Genomic DNA, 17,046 nt, shown 5'->3' on the forward strand with positions numbered 1-17,046 from the left:
TTGGGGCTGAAGCCATGCACATAACGCGTCGCGCACTGTTGTCACTAAGTCTGGCTGCCAGCGCAACATGGGTCACAGGACAGGAGGCCACGATGAACATCGACGCAGATTGGGAATATGTGGCTGACCGTGTGATGGGCGGGGTCAGCGCAGGGGCTTTGCAGGTTGATGATGTGGGTGGCCGCCGTGCGCACCGTTTAGCAGGGGACGTATCGACACAAAACAACGGTGGCTTCATTCAGATGGCTTTTGACCTCGGAGATGCGGAGGTGTTCGATGCAAGCTCTTGGACTGGAATAGAAATCGACGTTTTCGGAAACGATGAAGTCTACGACATACGCTTGCGTACGGATCAATTGACGCGGCCATGGCAGTCGTTTCGCGCCACTTTTAACGCACCACGGCAATGGACGACTGTGCAGGTGCCATTCACTTCGTTTGAAGCCAACAAAACGGATGCAACTTTTGATCCGGCACGATTGCGCCGGATCGGTGTGCTGGCTTACGGGCGCGACTTCAAAGCGGATGTAGCGGTGTCGCAGATCCGCTTTTATCGCTAGTCGCGCGGCGCGGGGGCACCGCCCTCGAAATTGTTCCCGTTGGTGTAATCACAGGGGTCCTCACGCATCTCCAGATGAAGATGATCGCCAGTATAGGGATGTGCACGCGCCAGATCTTCGTCCACATCAATCCCCAACCCTGGCGTCTGTGGCGGGGTAATGTACCCGTCTTCCACACGAATGGTTCCTTTTATCAGTTGATCATGAAAGTCCGTTTCGATGGTCTCGCACATCAAAATATTGGGAATGGATGCGGCCAAATGGACATTTGCAGCCCACTCAACGGGACCTGCATAAAGATGCGGCGCCATTTGGGCGTTATACACCTCGGCCATGGCCGCTACTTTTTTCATCTCCCAAATGCCGCCAGCCCGACCTAAAGCGGGTTGCAGAATTGTGGCGGCGCCAGAGCGCAAGACCGGAGCGAATTCTGCCTTGGTGGTCAAACGTTCACCAGTGGCGATGGGAATGGACACTGCGCCCGCAACCTTTGCCATCTCGGCGACATTGTCCGGAGGAATGGGTTCTTCATACCAAAGCGGCGCATAAGGTTCTAGCGCTTTGCCCAAGCGGATTGCGCCTGCGGTGGAGAATTGACCATGGGTGCCAAACAGCAAATCGGCTTTGTCGCCGACTGTGCCACGAATGGCCGCGCAAAAAGCCACAGACTGGGAAATGTCAGACATGGCAGGCATATGACCACCGCGCAGGGTGTAGGGGCCTGCGGGGTCAAATTTGATGGCGGTAAAGCCTCGAGCCACGCAATGGGCGGCGGATTCAGCAGCTATTTCAGGGGAGGACCAAAACTCTGCCAGATCATGATGTGGTAGTGGATAAAGGTAAGTGTAGGCCCGTATCCGGTCGTTCATGCGCCCGCCTAGCAGGGCATAGACCGGACGGTCACGGGCCTTGCCCAATATGTCCCAACAAGCGATTTCAAGACCTGAAAACGCACCCATAACGGTCAAATCGGGACGTTGTGTGAAACCGGAGGAATATGCCCGGCGAAACATCAGTTCGATGTTTTCTGGATTTTCGCCACGCATATGACGGTCAAATACATCTTCTATGACAGCTGTCATCGCAACAGGCCCAATGGTGGATGCGTAACATTCACCCCAACCAACAATACCGGTGTTTGTCGTCACCTTGACCAATATCCAATACCGCCCGCCCCAACCGGGGGCAGGGGGGGCTGTTACAATCACGTCCAGATCAACAAGCTTCAAAACACATCCCTTTTCATCTCGCTGGATAAACCTCGGGGGTTTGGGGGCAGAGCCCCCATGATAAAAATAGTGTGGGGGCTTGCCCCCGCGGATCGGACGCGTCAGCGGTCGAACACAATGACGTTGCGCCGCGCAGCACCGGTCTTTGTGTCAGCGATTGCTTCGTTGATCTGATCCAAAGACCACCGTCCCGAAATAAGTTCATCCAACTTCAGGCGCCCCTGCAAATACAGGTCAACCATCCATGGAATGTCGCGTTGAATAACGACGTCTCCCATTTTTGATCCGATCATACCCTGGCCAACAGCGGCCAGCATGACGGGTTCAAATTCGGCTGTCGCACCGGAATGGGGCATGCCAACCATAATGACTTTGCCGCCTCTGCCCAAATATTTGGGCGCGTCATTATAGGCCGGTATTGCGCCCACGGTCACAATCACAGCATCCGCGCCACGCCCGCCGAGGGCTTTGTAGGACGCACGCCACGGCTTGCTTGAGGTCGCCAAGATGCCATGGGTTGCCCCGAATTCCGTGGCAACGTCCAGTTTCTCTTCGGACATATCAACGGCAATGATGCGCCGCGCACCGGCAATGCGCGCACCTTGGATGGCGTTCAGTCCTACGCCGCCTGCACCAATGACAACCACATCCTGACCAGCCCGCAGGCCCGCAGAATTGACGACAGCACCTACGCCTGTGATGACACCGCAGGCAATCAGGCTGGCAGTGTCTTTGGGAATGTCAGGCGAGATTTTGACAACTTGTCTTTGATCCACCACAACTTTTTCCGCAAAGCCACCGGTGGCCATAGCCTGATGCAGTTTGCCGCCCTCAACGGTTTGAATGGGCCCATGGTCACCATCATAAGGCGTTTCGCAATTGGTGGGGGCACCACCTGCACAGCTGGGGCAAGTGCCGCAGGCGCGGATCAAGGTGACGACGACGCTGTCGCCTTCTGAAAGCCCGCTGATGCCATCACCCAAGCCTGTGACAATGCCCGCGGCCTCATGGCCATAAACGGCGGGCAACGATCCCCCCCACGCACCGCCCGCAAAGGAGATATCGGAATGGCAAATGGCCACAGCATCCAAAGTGACTTCGACTTCACCCATTTGGGGCGCGCGAATGTGGATGTCTTCTACGGTCAGCGCTTCGCCAAATGCGTGGCACACGGCGGCTTTGATCTTTTGCATGTCAGGTCCTTTGTCTGCGTTAGACTTAGGCTGGCCGTACTGAGTGTGATCTGCAAGATGAAATGCGACAGGATGTGCCGTTAATCGTCCGTGACGCGGCGTGCCATGTTTGAGCGCATGAAAACAATCAAAGCCAGCACCATCAACACAGCCGACAACAAGAAGGGGGCGCCAGGCATATACACGGGCGCGCCATCGCGGGTGAAAAAGGCGAACGTCCCGCTCATGACCGAATAGGACAAAATCATTGCAACCGCTGAGGCAGACGTCAGCGCCCCTTGCAACTCACCTTGCTGGTCGTCGCCGACGGCTTTGGACATGATGCCCTGCAAGGCCGGAGTGATCACCCCCGCAATCGACGCCAAGGGTATCAGGATCAGTGTCAGTGTGCCGGAGGTCACGAAAGCCAGCGCGGTAAAGGCCATGACGTCGAAGATATGGCCGTAAATGACGGTGCCCCGCTCTCCGAAAATCCGCAGAATCGGTCGGATCAAACCGCCTTGAACAATGGCCAGCATGATCCCGAATAAGGCCAGCGACAGGCCGATCATGGCAGGATCCCAATCAAAGCGGGCTTTGCCGAAATAGCTCCAGATTGCGGGGTAGACGCCAAAGGCAACTTGATAGATGAAATAGACAAACAACAGCTTTCGAATGCCCGGGAACTGCCCCAACGCTTTGAATGCGCCGAACGGATTGGCACGCGCCCAGCGAAAAGGGCGTCTGATCTTATCCGTGACCGTTTCCTTCAGCACAAAATACCCGAATGCAGCATTCAAAGCCGCCAAAGCTGCGGCTGCGTAAAACGGTGCCCGCGTGCCAAATTCTGCCAGCAGGCCGCCGACGATCGGTCCCAACACAAAACCGATGCCGAAGGCTGCACCAATCAAACCAAAATTGGCAGCCTTGTCTTCAGGCTTCGAGATGTCGGCAATATAGGCATTTGCTGTGGAATGTGTCGCGGCTGTAATTCCGCCCACAATTCGCCCGACCAACAGCAACCAGATTGATCCGGCCACTGCCATGACAATGTAGTCCGCGGCCATCACCACCAACGACACCAGCAAAACAGGCCGCCGCCCGAAACGGTCGGACAACCCGCCGATGACCGGTCCAAACAAGAACTGCATCACGGCAAATGATGTGGACAAAACACCCCCCCAGATCGCGGCATTGGCCAGCGATCCGCCTTGCACTTCAGTCAGAAGATCCGGCATGACCGGCATGATCAATCCGATACCCATGGCGTCGATGACAACGGTGATCATGATGAAAACAAGGGGCAGGCGCATATCTTACAAATCTCTCACAGCACGTGCAAAAGTCACGGCATCCGTCGGGGCAAGCCCCAAATTCTCGTGTGGCGTGAACAATGCTTTGTCCAGCTGCGGGTGGGCTTTGATTGCCAAGTCCCGCAACGGTATGTTTTGCGCACGCGCTGCGGCACATAGCTCTTTGGTTGCGGTTTGGGCTTCGGGTCGTGACATGTGGGCCGCCAACGCAAAGCTCAGGGCCTCTGCATGAATCAGCCCGATGGGATCAAAATGTGACGCCATCGCTGCGACATCGGGTTCAAATCCTTGCACCATTCCTTTTGCCTGTGTTGCAGCCGAAGCTGTGCTGAGAACGATTTGCGGCAAAGCAAGCCATTCTGCAAACCAGGCTGCCCCATCGCGTTGATGCTGGTGTTGGGCTGCGGTTTGCATGGTGGCCCGCAACCCTGTGATATGGTGCGACAAGGCCACCAGCACAGACGGCACAACAGGGTTCTGTTTTTGCGGCATGGTTGAGGACGATCCGGCGCCGCCCAAGCGCACCTCGCCCACGTCTGTGGCGGTCAATCCCAGCAACGTCTGTCCCATTGCCCCCAACGCTGCCACAACCCGCACCATCCAGTCCATGATACGCAAAATTGGGGTGCGGTCCGTGTGCCAACTGCGACGCGGGTCTTGCAACCCAAGCGCTTTGGCAAGATCAGCCCGCATTTGCGCCGCGTCCGACCCCAAGGCGCTGGCTGTGCCCGCCGCACCGCTTAACGACACCCAAAGCGACGTTCCGCGCAAATTGTCCAACTCTGCCAAGGCGTCCAGAAGCGGATGGCCGAACGCGGCAACCACAGCGCCCCAACTGGTTGGCGTCGCGTGTTGACCATAGGTGCGTGCCGGCATTGGCGTGCGGGCATGGGTCTCTGCGTGTTCCGCCAAAGCGGACAAAATGGCGCGTATGTCAGTTTCAATCACGGTAAGTGCCTGACGCAGTCGCAACATCAAGCTTGTGTCGATGATATCCTGACTGGTAGCGCCCCAGTGAACGTAAGCACTGTGTTCGGGGGCCTGCATTTCGCTGCGCAACAAGGCGACCAGCCCGGGAATACTGACGCCGTTCTGGCCCGTGGCCTGCGCCAAAGCACCGGGATCCAGTTGGACTTCCAGACTGGCGCGGTGAATGGCAGCGCCGCTCATTTCCGGAATGACACCCATGGCCCCTTGAACCTTGGCCAATGCGCCCTCAACCAGAACCATGGCGCGCACTTCGGCGCTGTCGGTGAACAGGCGGCCTGCGTCCGCGCTTGGGAAAAGCTGCGCGTAAAGCGGGCTGTCGAAAACTGAAGCAGCCATTGTTCAGATATGCCCTGTGGCACGCATAAAGTCGGTCAACACCTTGGCGAATTCTTCGGGCTTTTCGACACAAGGCAAGTGGCCGGTGCCGCGGATCAGGTGGAACTGGCTGCCGGGGATCAAATTCACGGTCTCGCGCACCATATCCGGGGGCGTCGATCCATCTTCGTCCCCTGCGATGCCCAAGGTGGGCAGGCGCAAACCGGAAGTCGGGGTGAAAAAGTCAGTGCCGGAAATCGCAGCAGAGCAACCGGCGTATCCGGTATCACTTTGCTGGGCCAGCATGTTGCGCCACAACTCAACTTGTGGGCCTGCACAAAAAGCACGGCTGAACCAGCGTTCGATCACGGCATCGGCAAGGCTTTCGATCCCGCCTTTTTTCACGGCATCAATGCGGTCTGCCCACATATCTTTGGTGCCGATCTTCGCAGCCGTATTGGACAGCACCATGGCACGCATCAGGTCCAACCGTTTCACGGCCAGACCCTGCGCGATCATGCCCCCGATAGACAATCCGACGAACAGCGCGTCTTTAAAGCCATGCAGATCCATCAGGGCTTCGGTGTGCCGCACAAGCGATCCCATCGTGTAGGGCGCGGGGGGGCAGGAACTTAGCCCATGGCCGGGCTTGTCAAAGCGCAAAATCCGCAGCCCTTCGGGCAGCAAAGGCAGAATAGGATCCCACAGGCGCATGTCAGTGCCCAGAGAATTGGCAAAGACCACCGGTGCACCGTCTGCAGGTCCATCAATGCGGTAGTGCAGGCGCACATCGCCCAAGTCTGCCAGTTCCATAGTCTGTTCCTTTCCGTGGTCTTATCGCATCCCGTTGCTAACCAGTTATACGTCTTTCAAGAGCAACGAAAGCAGGTCGCTTTCCAAGTCGTCGCGTAAATGGCCTTTGCTGCGCCATGCGATGGACAATGCACATTTGACTGCGGCCCATGCGCGTAGATGGTCTTCGGCTACGCCAAAAGCACTGGCCCAAGTCTGTGCCAAAAATACGATGCGCTGGGGATCGCGTTGAATGGCCGCGGCACCTTTTGGATTGCGAAAGCCGTTGGCCAGCTCATAGGCCTTGTCGCCGACGACGCCTTTGGCATCAAACGCACAATAGCCGCGTGATGTTCCGCGTATGTTGTCATGATGCAGATCGCCGTGCAAAACGCATGTATCGCGGGGCGCCGACAGTAAGGTTCTGGCGATGGATTGGCATTTCAGCATGTCGATTTTCAACGGTGCGGGGCAATCGGGGGCAAATTTCAGTTGAAACAGCGCATCAAGCCAGTCTGACACCAAGGGCAGCCCTTTGGGGGACATGCCGGGTGCACCATGCAAACGCCGTGCAACATCCACCAGATGATGTGCTGCGACGGCGTCTTGTCCGGACCGGGTTAAATCCCCCAGATGTGGCCCGCTTAACCATTCTGACAGGATGATACCGGGCGCCTCATCGTAGATCATGGCGGCACCGGTGCCGTTCAGATGACGCAAAAACGCAACCCCGTGGGTCTCGTTGCCCATGCGGCCCTGATGATAGACTTTCAAAGCAGCCTGATCGCCGTTGGCCCGTGTCACGCGCCAAATTTTGGCAATACCTGTTTCCGTGACAAACATCGGATTTTTCAGACGGAACCGCCGTAAAAGCGCAGGATTAACAAGGGCGGGGCGTGGCTTAGCCACGCGCATCCTCCGCAGGTCCAATGCGCATATGAGCGATGATCTGGCCGTGATCCGAGGCCAGTTTGTTGTAGGGTGCCTCTGGGTGGCTGCCGTCGGTCAGGTGGTCGTTCAAGACGCTGAAATACTCCATCTCGCCGATGCTGCCCGGGGCGTCCGCCATAAAGTGGCGCGACATATAAAGCTGGTCGATACTTTCGAACGTGCCGCCAAAGGCAGAGGTATACACCATATCCCGTGCGGATTTGCGCACGAATTGCTTTTCGGCCGAATGCAGGCGCACACGTTCGATATCTTCTGTGATTTGCAGGTTCTCGGCGTCAGAATAACGGTCACGCGGGGTCTGCGCATCATGGCGCAGCATCCATGCGTAGTTCTTGAATGGCACCTCGCCGCTGATAATTTCCGAGCTGACGGCATGTTCGCCATCATTGAAGTCGCCCATAACCATGACGGGATTGCCTGCGTGTAGTTCTTCGACGATCAAACGCCGCAAAACGCAAGCCTCTGCCATGCGGCGCATGGCTGCGCGCATCGCCCCCATGGCGCGGCCGACAGGATCGTATTGCGTCAAGTCCGCTTCGGGCGGGAAAGATGCGCCTTCGGGGCGATCAAATTCACCCAGCTTGGATTTCAGATGGCAGTTGAACACCGTAATCACCTGACCACCCACAGGCACGCGCACCTTCAGGATGGGGCGTGACAAGCGGCGCAACACATAGGACCCTTCCTGAGACGACCCCGCCCAAGTGATCGGCGCATCTGACAAGTCCTGAATGATCTGGGGTTCTCCAACAAACCCGAAACGCGACAGGATCGCGACGCCGGGGCGGCGCGCGCCAGGGCCGCCATCGTTCAAATTGGGGGCCACAGCCAAAGCTGCATCGGTGTAGGGGGTATAGGCCAGCTTGCGAAAAATAGCTTTGCGGCGATAGCGTTTGTTGCGCCCCGGAATATGGGCCGCGTTGCCTTCGATCCCTTCGGCGTCGGCCTCGGCGATCACATCGCGCAGGGACGGCTCGTCGAAGATTTCCTGAAAGCCCACAATGTCGGCGTCCATCGTCTGAAGTTGCTCAGCCAGCCAGTCTGCTTTCCAAGCGTATTCTTCGGGCGTGTATTTTTGAAAGCGGTAATATTCCTGATCCGGCCCGATCAGATTTTTTACGTTGAAGCTGGCGATGGTGAATTGGGTCATTTCAGGATCCGAACTTGGTAAGGGCAGACTGGAACATAGCCGCATCGACGTTGCCGCCCGAGATGGTGACGATCACGTCATCGCCTGCAATTTGGTCTTTGCGAAAGAGGGCCGCAGCAAGGGCGGCTGCGCCCCCGGGTTCCGCCACAACCTTCAAACGGGAAAAGGCCAAGGCCATTGCGTGACGCGCTTCGTCTTCACTGATGACAAGGCCCGGACCACACAAACGCTGCATGATCGGAAAGGTGATGTCGCCCGGTTGTGGCGTGATGATGGCGTCGCAAATATTGCCGGACATTGCGGCGTTGCGTTGGATGGCACCTGTGTTCAGGGATCGCGCCACATCGTCAAATCCTTCGGGTTCGGCCGGGCGGACACGCATCTGTGGGGCGTCTGCCTCTAGCGCCAAAGCGATGCCGCTGGTCAGGCCCCCGCCGCCGCAACATACGATAACGTCTGCTTGTTCCACACCAACTTGCGCGGCTTGGGCGGCGATCTCTAGGCCGCAAGTGCCTTGGCCTGCGATGACTTGCGGCTCATCAAAGGGTTTGATCAATGTCAGGCCGCGTTCTTTGGACAGGCGCGCCCCGATTTCATCGCGGTCCTCTGTGGCGCGGTCATACAAGACCACTTCAGCCCCCAGCGCTTTGGTGTTTTCGATCTTCTGGGCGGGGGCATCCGCAGGCATCACAATAACGGATGAAATGCCATGTTCGCGGGCTGCCAACGCCACGCCTTGGGCGTGGTTGCCGCTGGAAAACGCGATGACACCGCGTTTGCGCACATCCGGATCAAGCGCCGAAATGGCCGACCATCCGCCGCGAAATTTGAAACTGCCAGTATGTTGCAGACATTCGGGCTTCACCCAAACGCGACGTCCCGCAATGTCGTCCAGAAACGGGGAATTCAGCAACGGGGTGCGTCGCGCCTTGCCCTCCAGACGTTTGGCGGCGGCGCGGATCATCTCGATATTCATTGTAAAGTCTCCAACCATGCGTTCAACGCTGTGACGCTTTCGGGTTCGTCCAGAAACGGGATATGCCCACGTCCGGGCACAGTATGTGCCATCATCGCGGGATTGCGGGCCTGCATCTTGTCAAAGGTCTGCGCACTTAACAGGTCCGAGCCGCTGCCGCGCAGGCACAACAGCGGTTTGCCTGCCAATGCATCAAAGAAAGGCCACAGATCGGGGACGTCGCCGCCAGCCTCCACCGCATCACGCAGTTTCGGATCGTAGGTGATGTGCAGTTGGCCGTCGCGCATGACGTAGTGCTTTTGCGCTTCTTGTTGCCAGCGGCTTTCAGGCACATTCTCAAAGCCTTTGAGAACATGGGGCAAAGCTTTGGCGATGCTGTCAAATGTGGCGCCGACCGGGTTGCGACCCAAATAGTCCATGATGCCACTTAGGCCGTCGGGGTCCAGTTCGGGGCCTACGTCATTTAACGCCACACCCAGCAACCGATCGGGTGCAGTTGCGGCCAATCCCATGGCGTTTAATCCCCCCCGTGAGGTGCCCAGTATCGCCACAGCGTCCAAGCCCAGATGATCCAGCAATTCGATCACATCGCGGCATTCCACAGGCAAAACATAGTTCTGCCAGTTCGGGTCCCAATCAGACTGGCCGCGCCCACGATAGTCCATCCGGATCAGGCGCACAGACTTCAAGTGCGGTGCGACATAGTCAAAGTCGGCACCGGTGCGGGTCAGCCCCGCCAAACACAGCAGCGGCAGGCCTGCGCCTTCATCCGTGTAATGCAACGACAGGCCATCGGAGGTGGTGAATTTTGCCATCTACAGACCACTCAGCTTTGGAATTGTGGTCAGGTCAGGCAGCACATGTTGCGGTGTCCATGGCAGCCGGTCCATAGGTTCGCCTGCGCGGTTGACCCACGCGGTGGTAAATCCGTATCCCGCCGCACCAGCCGCGTCCCAACCGTTTGAAGACACAAACAAAACTTCGTCTTTTGCGCAGCCGAAATGGGCGCCAACAAGGTCGTACACCCGCGTATCAGGCTTGAAAATACCGACGCTTTCAACAGACAAACAAATGTCCAGAACGTTTCCGATACCTGCCGATTGCACCGCGCCCTCAAGCATTTTGGGCGACCCGTTGGACAAAATGGCGGTGTTCATGCCGCCGGCTTTCAGGACGGTTAACATGGTGGGAACCTCTGCATAGGCCTGCAATTCCCAATAGAGGTTCAGCAAACGCGTGCGCAAAGCAGGGTCATCAGCGACGCCCATCTTTTCCAAAGCCCAATCCAGACCGTCTTGGGTGACCTCCCAGAAATCGGCGTGGGCATTAGAAATCGCGCGCAACCATGTGTATTGCAACTGCTTCTGGCGCCAATGGTCAGCCAACTGCGGCCAACTGTCTTTGATTTGGGAAAAATCCGGTTCGATTGCGGCTTGGCGGGCTGCGGCTGCCACGTCGAAAAGGGTGCCGTAGGCGTCGAAGACGCATGTTGTGATTGCCATCGTCATGCTCCTGTTTGCGAACACAGTTGCATGGGGCGAGGCTGGCGAAAAGGGGTAAGGTGGGGTTTACCCCGCCTGCGCGAACAGGCAAACTGCGCGCAATGACCAGCGGCATCGTAGACGGTGGGCGGAAAGAAACGGGGACACGGGAACCATGGCAGCTATCAAAGACGGCGACACAGTGCGCATTCACTATACAGGCACATTGTTGGACGGGTCTGTGTTCGACAGCTCCGAAGGGCGTGATCCGCTGGAATTTGCTGTAGGGTCAGGCCAGATCATCCCTGGTCTGGACGAAGCCTTGCCTGGTATGGACATTGGCGACACCAAGAAGGTGCAAATACCGGTCGAAAAAGCGTATGGGCCGATCAACCCTGAAATGCAGCAGGCCGTACCACGCGAAGGTATTCCTGATGATATTCCGCTGGAACTGGGTCTACAGCTGCATATGCAAACGCCAAACGGTCAGCCGATGCCCGTGACAGTGGTCGCGATGGACGAGGCGACCGTGACGCTGGACGCCAATCATCCTTTGGCGGGCAAGGATTTGACCTTCGATATTGAAATCGTCAGCGTTAACTAGGGCGTCTGGGCGCTGTTCGCGTCAAGAAGGGTTTAGACTAAGTGTAAGCTGTGCCTTGGCACGGCTTCATCCACCCACCTTCATCTGCTTCAAGGCGCGGCCAAGCGCGTCGGCTTGCCCTTGAGCTGTCTCTCCCTGTGACGAGGTTTGAGGGTTTAGGGCGCCACCGCGGTTCACCGTTACCTTGTCCAGCGGCATCGCGCGCACTTTTGGCACGGTCAGGTCAGCATGGCGGGTGTACTGCGTCGAACTTTGTTGCACCCACGCCATGATTTCTGCCGTCGCTTCAGGTTGCGTGCGTATGAAGAACGCAGCCCCTAAGCCCAATGCAAAAAGCGTAACTTTTGACAGCCAACGCGACCGTCTGGCACGCGCGGCGCGGCGGGCCAACACTTTGTTTTTATAATCATCAGAACCAAACATGTAGACACTTTGCACCGGCTTTTGGGCCTGAGCATGAAGGGATCATGACAACTTTTTGACAAGGTTAACGGCAGGGCCAACGGTTGGTCCGTTGCGTCGAGTGGCTCAGAGATGCTCTTGCTGCGGCATGCCAAGCACGTGAAACCCGCCATCCACGCGAATGATTTCGCCCGTTGTGCAGGCCCCTGCATCAGACGCGAGATAGACAGCCGTGCCACCCACTGCCTCAAGGGTTGCGTTGCCGCGCATGGGGGCGTTCTGGTCGGTATGTTTGTAGGTTTTGCGCGCACCACCGATCGCCGCACCCGCCAGTGTTTTCATCGGGCCGGGGGAAATGGCGTTGACGCGAATACCCTCTGGTCCCAGATCATTGGCCAAATAACGTGTGGCGCTTTCAAGCGCGGCTTTGGCCACACCCATGACGTTGTAGTTTGGCACAACGCGGTTTGACCCCAGATACGTCAGCGTCATCAGCGTGCCGCCATTGTCGATCATCAAAGGATGGGCGCGGCGCGCCACTTCGATGAAGGAATAAGCCGAGATGTCCATCGAATGTTTGAAATTCGCGCGGCTGGTGTTCAAGAAACGGCCCGTCAGCTCAGATTTGTCTGAAAACGCAATGGCATGTACTACAAAATCGATCGTCGGCCACCGCGCGCCCAAAGCGTCAAACGCAGCATCCAGCGATGCGTCGTCTGTCACATCGACATCAACCATAAAGTCAGATCCAACCGAGGCCGCCAGCGGTTCAAGCCGTTTGCCAAACGCTTCGCCTTGATATGTGAACGCCAGTTCCGCACCCGCTTCGGCCATAGCTTTTGCAATGCCCCAAGCGATGGACCGGTCATTGGCGACGCCCATAATCAGGCCGCGTTTTCCTGCAAGTTGGTTCGACATGTTGTGTTCTCTTACCCGTGATATTTCGACAAGATCATGGACCCGTTCGTGCCGCCGAACCCGAAGGAGTTCGTCATCACAGAATCAAGGCCCGCGTCCAGGACGGTTTCAGTTGCAATCTCGGACGCGTCCAGCGCGGGATCGAGCGTTTTGACGTTGATGGAGCCTGCAATAAAGTCATTGTCCAACATCAACAGGCTAAAGATGGCTTCCAGCGCACCAGCGGCCCCTTGGGCGTGACCGGTCATTGATTTGGTCGAGGACACAGGCGGTGTGCTGCCTTGCCCGAAGACACGCCGTACCGCTTCGATTTCGCCGACGTCGCCCACGGGTGTCGATGTGCCATGCGCGTTGATATAGCCCACTTTGCGGCCCTCTGGCAGGGTTTGCAGCGCAAGGCGCATTGCGCGTTCGCCGCCTTCGCCCGAAGGGGCCACCATATCGTGGCCATCGGATGTGGCAGCGTAACCGGTAACTTCGGCATAGATTTTGGCGCCCCGCGCCAAGGCGTGGTCAAGATCTTCCAACACAACCATGCCGCCGCCGCCTGAAATCACAAACCCGTCGCGGTCTGCGTCAAACGCGCGTGAGGCTTCGGCGGGTGTATCATTGTATTTGCTGCTCATCGCGCCCATCGCGTCGAACAGGCATGACAATGTCCAATCCAGCTCTTCCCCGCCGCCGGCAAACATCACGTCCTGTTTGCCCATCATGATCTGTTCTGCCGCGTTGCCGATGCAATGCAGCGATGTGGAACAGGCGGACGTGATGGAATAGTTGATGCCTTTGATCTTATAGGCCGTCGACAGATTCGCTGAAATTGTGGACGACATGCATTTCGGCACAGCGAATGGGCCGATACGTTTTGTGGCACCGGTCTTTTCAACCACGTTGTGTGCCGTCAGCATTGCAGATGTGGATGGTCCGCCAGATCCGGCAACAAGCCCGGTGCGTTCATTGACAACCTGATCTTCGGTCAGACCCGCATCCGCAATGGCTTGCCCCATGGCGATATGGGCATATGCGGCACCCGCGCCCATGAACCGCAACGTGCGTTTGTCGACATGTTCGGTAACATCTATCTTGAGGGTGCCTGCAATTTGGCTCCGGAAACCATGCTCTGTCATAGAGGGTGCGGCTTCAATCCCACTGGTTCCGGCTTTCAAAGAGGCGAGGACTTCTGTCGCATTGTTTCCGATCGATGAAACAATGCCCAATCCTGTCACAACAACACGGCGCATGAGCAGTCTCCTTTTCGTGGCTTCCAGACTTATAGGACGGCCCTTCATAGGACGGGGCGGGCAAAAGGCGCAAGCTGATAAACCAAGGCGGGAACACGGGTTGGCGTATAAATGGGCGGCACAACCAAAAAGAGGTGTCGTGTGTTGCGTCAAACATGCATGAAAAACGGTCCTGTAACTGTGAAAGACAGGTGCGGGGCGCAGTCATGCGCAAATCCCCCAAAACTAAGGGTCCGTCCCCTATATGATGTGTTTCACGCCATTCGCGGCGCAATATCTCTTTTCATGCAGCTTGCGCAGGGATAGGGTCCGGCCAATTAAAGGGATAAAAATGGAACTGGGGGGTTCAATGGAACAAGCGGATACAGCTTGGGTACTGGTCGCGACGGTGCTGGTGTTCTTCATGTCATTGCCGGGGCTGGCATTGTTTTATGGCGGCATGGTGCGGTCACGCAATGTGATCAGTGTCTTTATGCAATGCTATGCGGTGGCCTGCGTTATGGCGATTTTGTGGTATCTCATTGGGTATTCAATCGCTTATGGCGATGCAAACGCCGTGTGGGGAGGCGTTGGCAAAGCCCTTTTGTCTGGTGTGACACTGGACAGTAACGTTGGCACGCTGCCTGAAATCCTGTTCTTTGCGTTCCAGATGATGTTTGCCATCATCACACCGGCTTTGATTATCGGGGCTTATGCGGAACGGGTGAAATTCGGGTTTGTGATCATGTTTTCCGGCCTTTGGATGATTCTGGTTTACGCGCCAGTGGCTCATTGGGTCTGGGGCGGCGGCTTTTTGTCGGACGGCGGCATATTTGGCGCGGTTGGTGTCCGGGACTTTGCAGGCGGACTGGTGGTGCACGAAACAGCCGGGATTGCGGCTTTGATCATTGCCATCATCATTGGCCCACGCCTTGACCGCACGCGTGGACCACACAACCCCGGAATGGTGATGATCGGGGCTGCGATGCTTTGGGTGGGTTGGCTTGGGTTCAACGGTGGATCACGTTTGGCTGCCGATTCAAGTGCGGCCATGGCGATGACAGTGACCGTGATGTCTGCTGCTGCGGCGTCGCTGACATGGATGTTCTGGGAGACGTGGAAGTTCGGGAAATTCACGCTAGTGGGGATGGTCACAGGCACCATTTCGGGACTGGCCGCGATCACACCTGCATCCGGATATGTCGGACCGGGATATGCTTTGATGATTGGGTTTGTCGCCGGTATCTTGTGCCAGGAAACAGTGTACTTCTTGCGCGACAAGCTGAATGTCGACGATTCACTGGATGTCTTTGCCGTGCATGGGGCAGGGGGTATATTTGGATCGTTGATGATGGCAGCTGTAGGCGCCGCGTCTTGGGGGGTTCAATTGGGTGGCATCGCCATCATCGGCGTGTACACCATCGCTATGACGCTGGTCGTTGTGTTCTTTTGCAAGGGCGTGACGGGCATCCGCGTCGATGAAGCGACTGAATTGGAAGGCTTGGACACAGCGGTGCACGGGCAGCGTGGGTACGAGCTAAACTCGTAACACTGGTTTGACGTCTAAGACAGTCTTCATAAAGAAGCCCCCGCCGGGTTATCGGCGGGGGCTTTTTTTTAAGTGTTGCTGTGATGTTGCGCGCAATTAGCTTTCGCTGAGTGCGACCTTCATGTCTGTCACCTGATAGATCACTTCACCATCAGCTTCGACGATACCGTCTGCCACACCCATCGTCAGACGGCGCGTCTGGATCGCTTTCTTGAAGTCAATTTTGTAGGTCAACATTTTGCGTTCGGGGCGCACCATGCCGGTGAGCTTCACTTCGCCCACGCCTAGCGCGTAACCGCGGCCCTGCCATCCGCGCCAGCCCAAATTGAATCCGGTCAATTGCCACAGACCATCAAGGCCCAAGCAACCGGGCATAATCGGGTTGCCTGGGAAGTGGCAGTCGAAGAACCACAGATCGGGTGTGATATCGAATTCGGCCAGCACGTGGCCCTTGCCGTGGTCCCCACCATCTTCAGAGATATCGGTGATCCGATCCATCATAAGCATAGGAGGCATGGGCAATTGCGCATTGCCCGGACCAAACAACTCGCCGCGCGCACATTTCAGTAGGTCGTCCTTGTCAAAGCTGCTTGGGTATTCGGCCATTTTGGCGCGTCTCCTGATCGAAGTTTCGTTAATTCCCTCTAGCATTTGCGCTTGGCGCACTGCAAGGGCGCGCCCGTTGCAGGATGCACAGGATACGTGACGTTGTCGTTGTATGGCTTTGCCGTGTCGCGCCTTAGTGCATGTTCGTCACAGTGCGGGGGTTTTGAATTGAAAATCAGTCGCAACAGTTCTACATATGCAAGTAACGCACTTGGAAAGGTGAATTGAAATGTCGCATCAACAGGTTGGCTCTGACTGGTTGGCTTCAGCCGGACTACGCCCCACACGTCAGCGTGTGGCTTTGGCGGCGTTGCTTGTGGGTGACGGCCAAAATCGTCACGTCACGGCTGAAAGTCTGTTTGAAGCGGCCAAATCCGAAGGCCATCCTGTATCCTTGGCAACTGTGTACAACACCCTCAGCGCGTTCTGCGACGTGGGATTGATGCAAGAGGTGACTGTGGATGGTTCAAAAAGCTATTTTGACACCAACACACATGACCACCCCCACTTCTATTGGGAAGACGAAGCGGTTTTGACCGATGCACCGTCGGATCAACTGGTTATCTCGCAGTTGCCGAACGTCCCAGCGGGTGCCGAAATCGCATCCGTGGATGTGGTTATCCGTTTGCGTCGCAAGTAACGCGGCCCTGACCCTACGGGTCTTTCAAAAGCTTTGGACTGTTCCCATGCCTATCCCCTCAGATCAGGGGGGATGAACCGCAATCGTTGGTAGGTGTAGGGTTACTCGTTACCTGAGTACGCCCGCGCCAACAATTGCGCGACACCGCTGTATTGGCCTGTGAGGCATCTTGCCTCAA

Annotated in this window: 18 protein-coding genes; 4 read left to right on the forward strand and 14 right to left on the reverse strand. The window is 56.9% G+C overall.

The window, feature by feature from the left end; genetic code table 11:
- The first annotated feature begins 14 nt into the window (after window positions 1-14).
- A complete protein-coding gene (locus ASD8599_RS05890; protein ID WP_306418865.1) occupies window positions 15-560 on the forward strand; it encodes a CIA30 family protein in 546 nt (181 codons plus the stop codon).
- Here the strand turns inward: ASD8599_RS05890 and ASD8599_RS05895 are convergent.
- The 10 genes from ASD8599_RS05895 to ASD8599_RS05940 all read right to left on the reverse strand — a co-directional run bounded on the left by ASD8599_RS05895 (window position 557) and on the right by ASD8599_RS05940 (window position 10,950).
- The gene (locus ASD8599_RS05895; protein ID WP_108827676.1) at window positions 557-1,789 is read right to left on the reverse strand and encodes a mandelate racemase/muconate lactonizing enzyme family protein; all 1,233 of its coding nucleotides are present in this window, start codon (window positions 1,787-1,789) and stop codon (window positions 557-559) included. The genes ASD8599_RS05890 and ASD8599_RS05895 overlap by 4 nt on opposite strands.
- A gap of 101 nt (window positions 1,790-1,890) precedes the next feature.
- Window positions 1,891-2,982: a Zn-dependent alcohol dehydrogenase gene (locus tag ASD8599_RS05900; RefSeq protein WP_108827677.1), complete on the reverse strand. Its 1,092-nt coding sequence runs from the start codon at window positions 2,980-2,982 to the stop codon at window positions 1,891-1,893.
- 80 nt (window positions 2,983-3,062) lie between these two features.
- Window positions 3,063-4,274 carry a TCR/Tet family MFS transporter gene (locus tag ASD8599_RS05905; protein WP_108827678.1) on the reverse strand — a complete coding sequence of 404 codons (1,212 nt, stop codon included), beginning with the start codon at window positions 4,272-4,274 and terminating at the stop codon, window positions 3,063-3,065.
- Between the two features lie 3 nt (window positions 4,275-4,277).
- The gene (locus ASD8599_RS05910; RefSeq protein WP_108827679.1) at window positions 4,278-5,600 is read right to left on the reverse strand and encodes a lyase family protein; all 1,323 of its coding nucleotides are present in this window, start codon (window positions 5,598-5,600) and stop codon (window positions 4,278-4,280) included.
- Between the two features lie 3 nt (window positions 5,601-5,603).
- The gene (gene pcaD, locus ASD8599_RS05915; RefSeq protein ID WP_108827680.1) at window positions 5,604-6,392 is read right to left on the reverse strand and encodes a 3-oxoadipate enol-lactonase; all 789 of its coding nucleotides are present in this window, start codon (window positions 6,390-6,392) and stop codon (window positions 5,604-5,606) included.
- Between the two features lie 45 nt (window positions 6,393-6,437).
- Window positions 6,438-7,280, reverse strand: coding sequence for an aminoglycoside phosphotransferase family protein (locus ASD8599_RS05920; protein ID WP_181364417.1), 843 nt, complete (start codon window positions 7,278-7,280; stop codon window positions 6,438-6,440).
- A complete protein-coding gene (locus ASD8599_RS05925; protein WP_108827682.1) occupies window positions 7,273-8,472 on the reverse strand; it encodes an endonuclease/exonuclease/phosphatase family protein in 1,200 nt (399 codons plus the stop codon). The genes ASD8599_RS05920 and ASD8599_RS05925 overlap by 8 nt, the downstream gene beginning before the upstream one ends.
- A gap of 1 nt (window position 8,473) precedes the next feature.
- A complete protein-coding gene (locus ASD8599_RS05930) occupies window positions 8,474-9,448 on the reverse strand; it encodes a threonine ammonia-lyase (protein WP_108827683.1) in 975 nt (324 codons plus the stop codon).
- Window positions 9,445-10,263: an alpha/beta fold hydrolase gene (locus ASD8599_RS05935; RefSeq protein ID WP_108827684.1), complete on the reverse strand. Its 819-nt coding sequence runs from the start codon at window positions 10,261-10,263 to the stop codon at window positions 9,445-9,447. The genes ASD8599_RS05930 and ASD8599_RS05935 overlap by 4 nt, the downstream gene beginning before the upstream one ends.
- Window positions 10,264-10,950 carry a haloacid dehalogenase type II gene (locus ASD8599_RS05940; RefSeq protein WP_108827685.1) on the reverse strand — a complete coding sequence of 229 codons (687 nt, stop codon included), beginning with the start codon at window positions 10,948-10,950 and terminating at the stop codon, window positions 10,264-10,266.
- Window positions 10,951-11,104: 154 nt separating this feature from the next.
- Between ASD8599_RS05940 and ASD8599_RS05945 the strand changes: the two genes are divergently transcribed.
- Entirely contained in the window at window positions 11,105-11,533 is a 429-nt protein-coding gene (locus ASD8599_RS05945; RefSeq protein WP_108827686.1) for an FKBP-type peptidyl-prolyl cis-trans isomerase, read from the forward strand.
- 66 nt (window positions 11,534-11,599) lie between these two features.
- Here ASD8599_RS05945 and ASD8599_RS05950 read toward each other — a convergent pair whose 3' ends face one another.
- The 3 genes from ASD8599_RS05950 to fabB form a co-directional block, all read right to left on the reverse strand.
- A complete protein-coding gene (locus tag ASD8599_RS05950; protein ID WP_108827687.1) occupies window positions 11,600-11,956 on the reverse strand; it encodes a hypothetical protein in 357 nt (118 codons plus the stop codon).
- Window positions 11,957-12,061: 105 nt separating this feature from the next.
- Window positions 12,062-12,853 carry an enoyl-ACP reductase FabI gene (locus ASD8599_RS05955; protein ID WP_108827688.1) on the reverse strand — a complete coding sequence of 264 codons (792 nt, stop codon included), beginning with the start codon at window positions 12,851-12,853 and terminating at the stop codon, window positions 12,062-12,064.
- 11 nt (window positions 12,854-12,864) lie between these two features.
- A complete protein-coding gene (fabB, locus tag ASD8599_RS05960) occupies window positions 12,865-14,094 on the reverse strand; it encodes a beta-ketoacyl-ACP synthase I (RefSeq protein ID WP_108827689.1) in 1,230 nt (409 codons plus the stop codon).
- Between the two features lie 349 nt (window positions 14,095-14,443).
- On the opposite strand from fabB, the gene ASD8599_RS05965 reads away from it, so the two are divergent.
- Complete coding sequence (locus ASD8599_RS05965; protein ID WP_108830028.1) at window positions 14,444-15,622, forward strand: ammonium transporter; 1,179 nt, start codon at window positions 14,444-14,446, stop codon at window positions 15,620-15,622.
- 96 nt (window positions 15,623-15,718) lie between these two features.
- Here the strand turns inward: ASD8599_RS05965 and fabA are convergent, their stop codons facing one another.
- Window positions 15,719-16,228 (reverse strand): bifunctional 3-hydroxydecanoyl-ACP dehydratase/trans-2-decenoyl-ACP isomerase, encoded by a 510-nt coding sequence (gene fabA / locus ASD8599_RS05970; RefSeq protein WP_108827690.1) that lies wholly within the window; start codon window positions 16,226-16,228, stop codon window positions 15,719-15,721.
- Between the two features lie 229 nt (window positions 16,229-16,457).
- Here fabA and irr point away from each other — a divergent pair, with 229 nt between their 5' ends.
- Complete coding sequence (irr, locus tag ASD8599_RS05975; RefSeq protein ID WP_181364418.1) at window positions 16,458-16,868, forward strand: Fur family transcriptional regulator Irr; 411 nt, start codon at window positions 16,458-16,460, stop codon at window positions 16,866-16,868.
- Window positions 16,869-17,046: the final 178 nt, after the last annotated feature.

This window comes from Ascidiaceihabitans donghaensis, assembly GCF_900302465.1.
Lineage (GTDB): Bacteria > Pseudomonadota > Alphaproteobacteria > Rhodobacterales > Rhodobacteraceae > Ascidiaceihabitans > Ascidiaceihabitans donghaensis.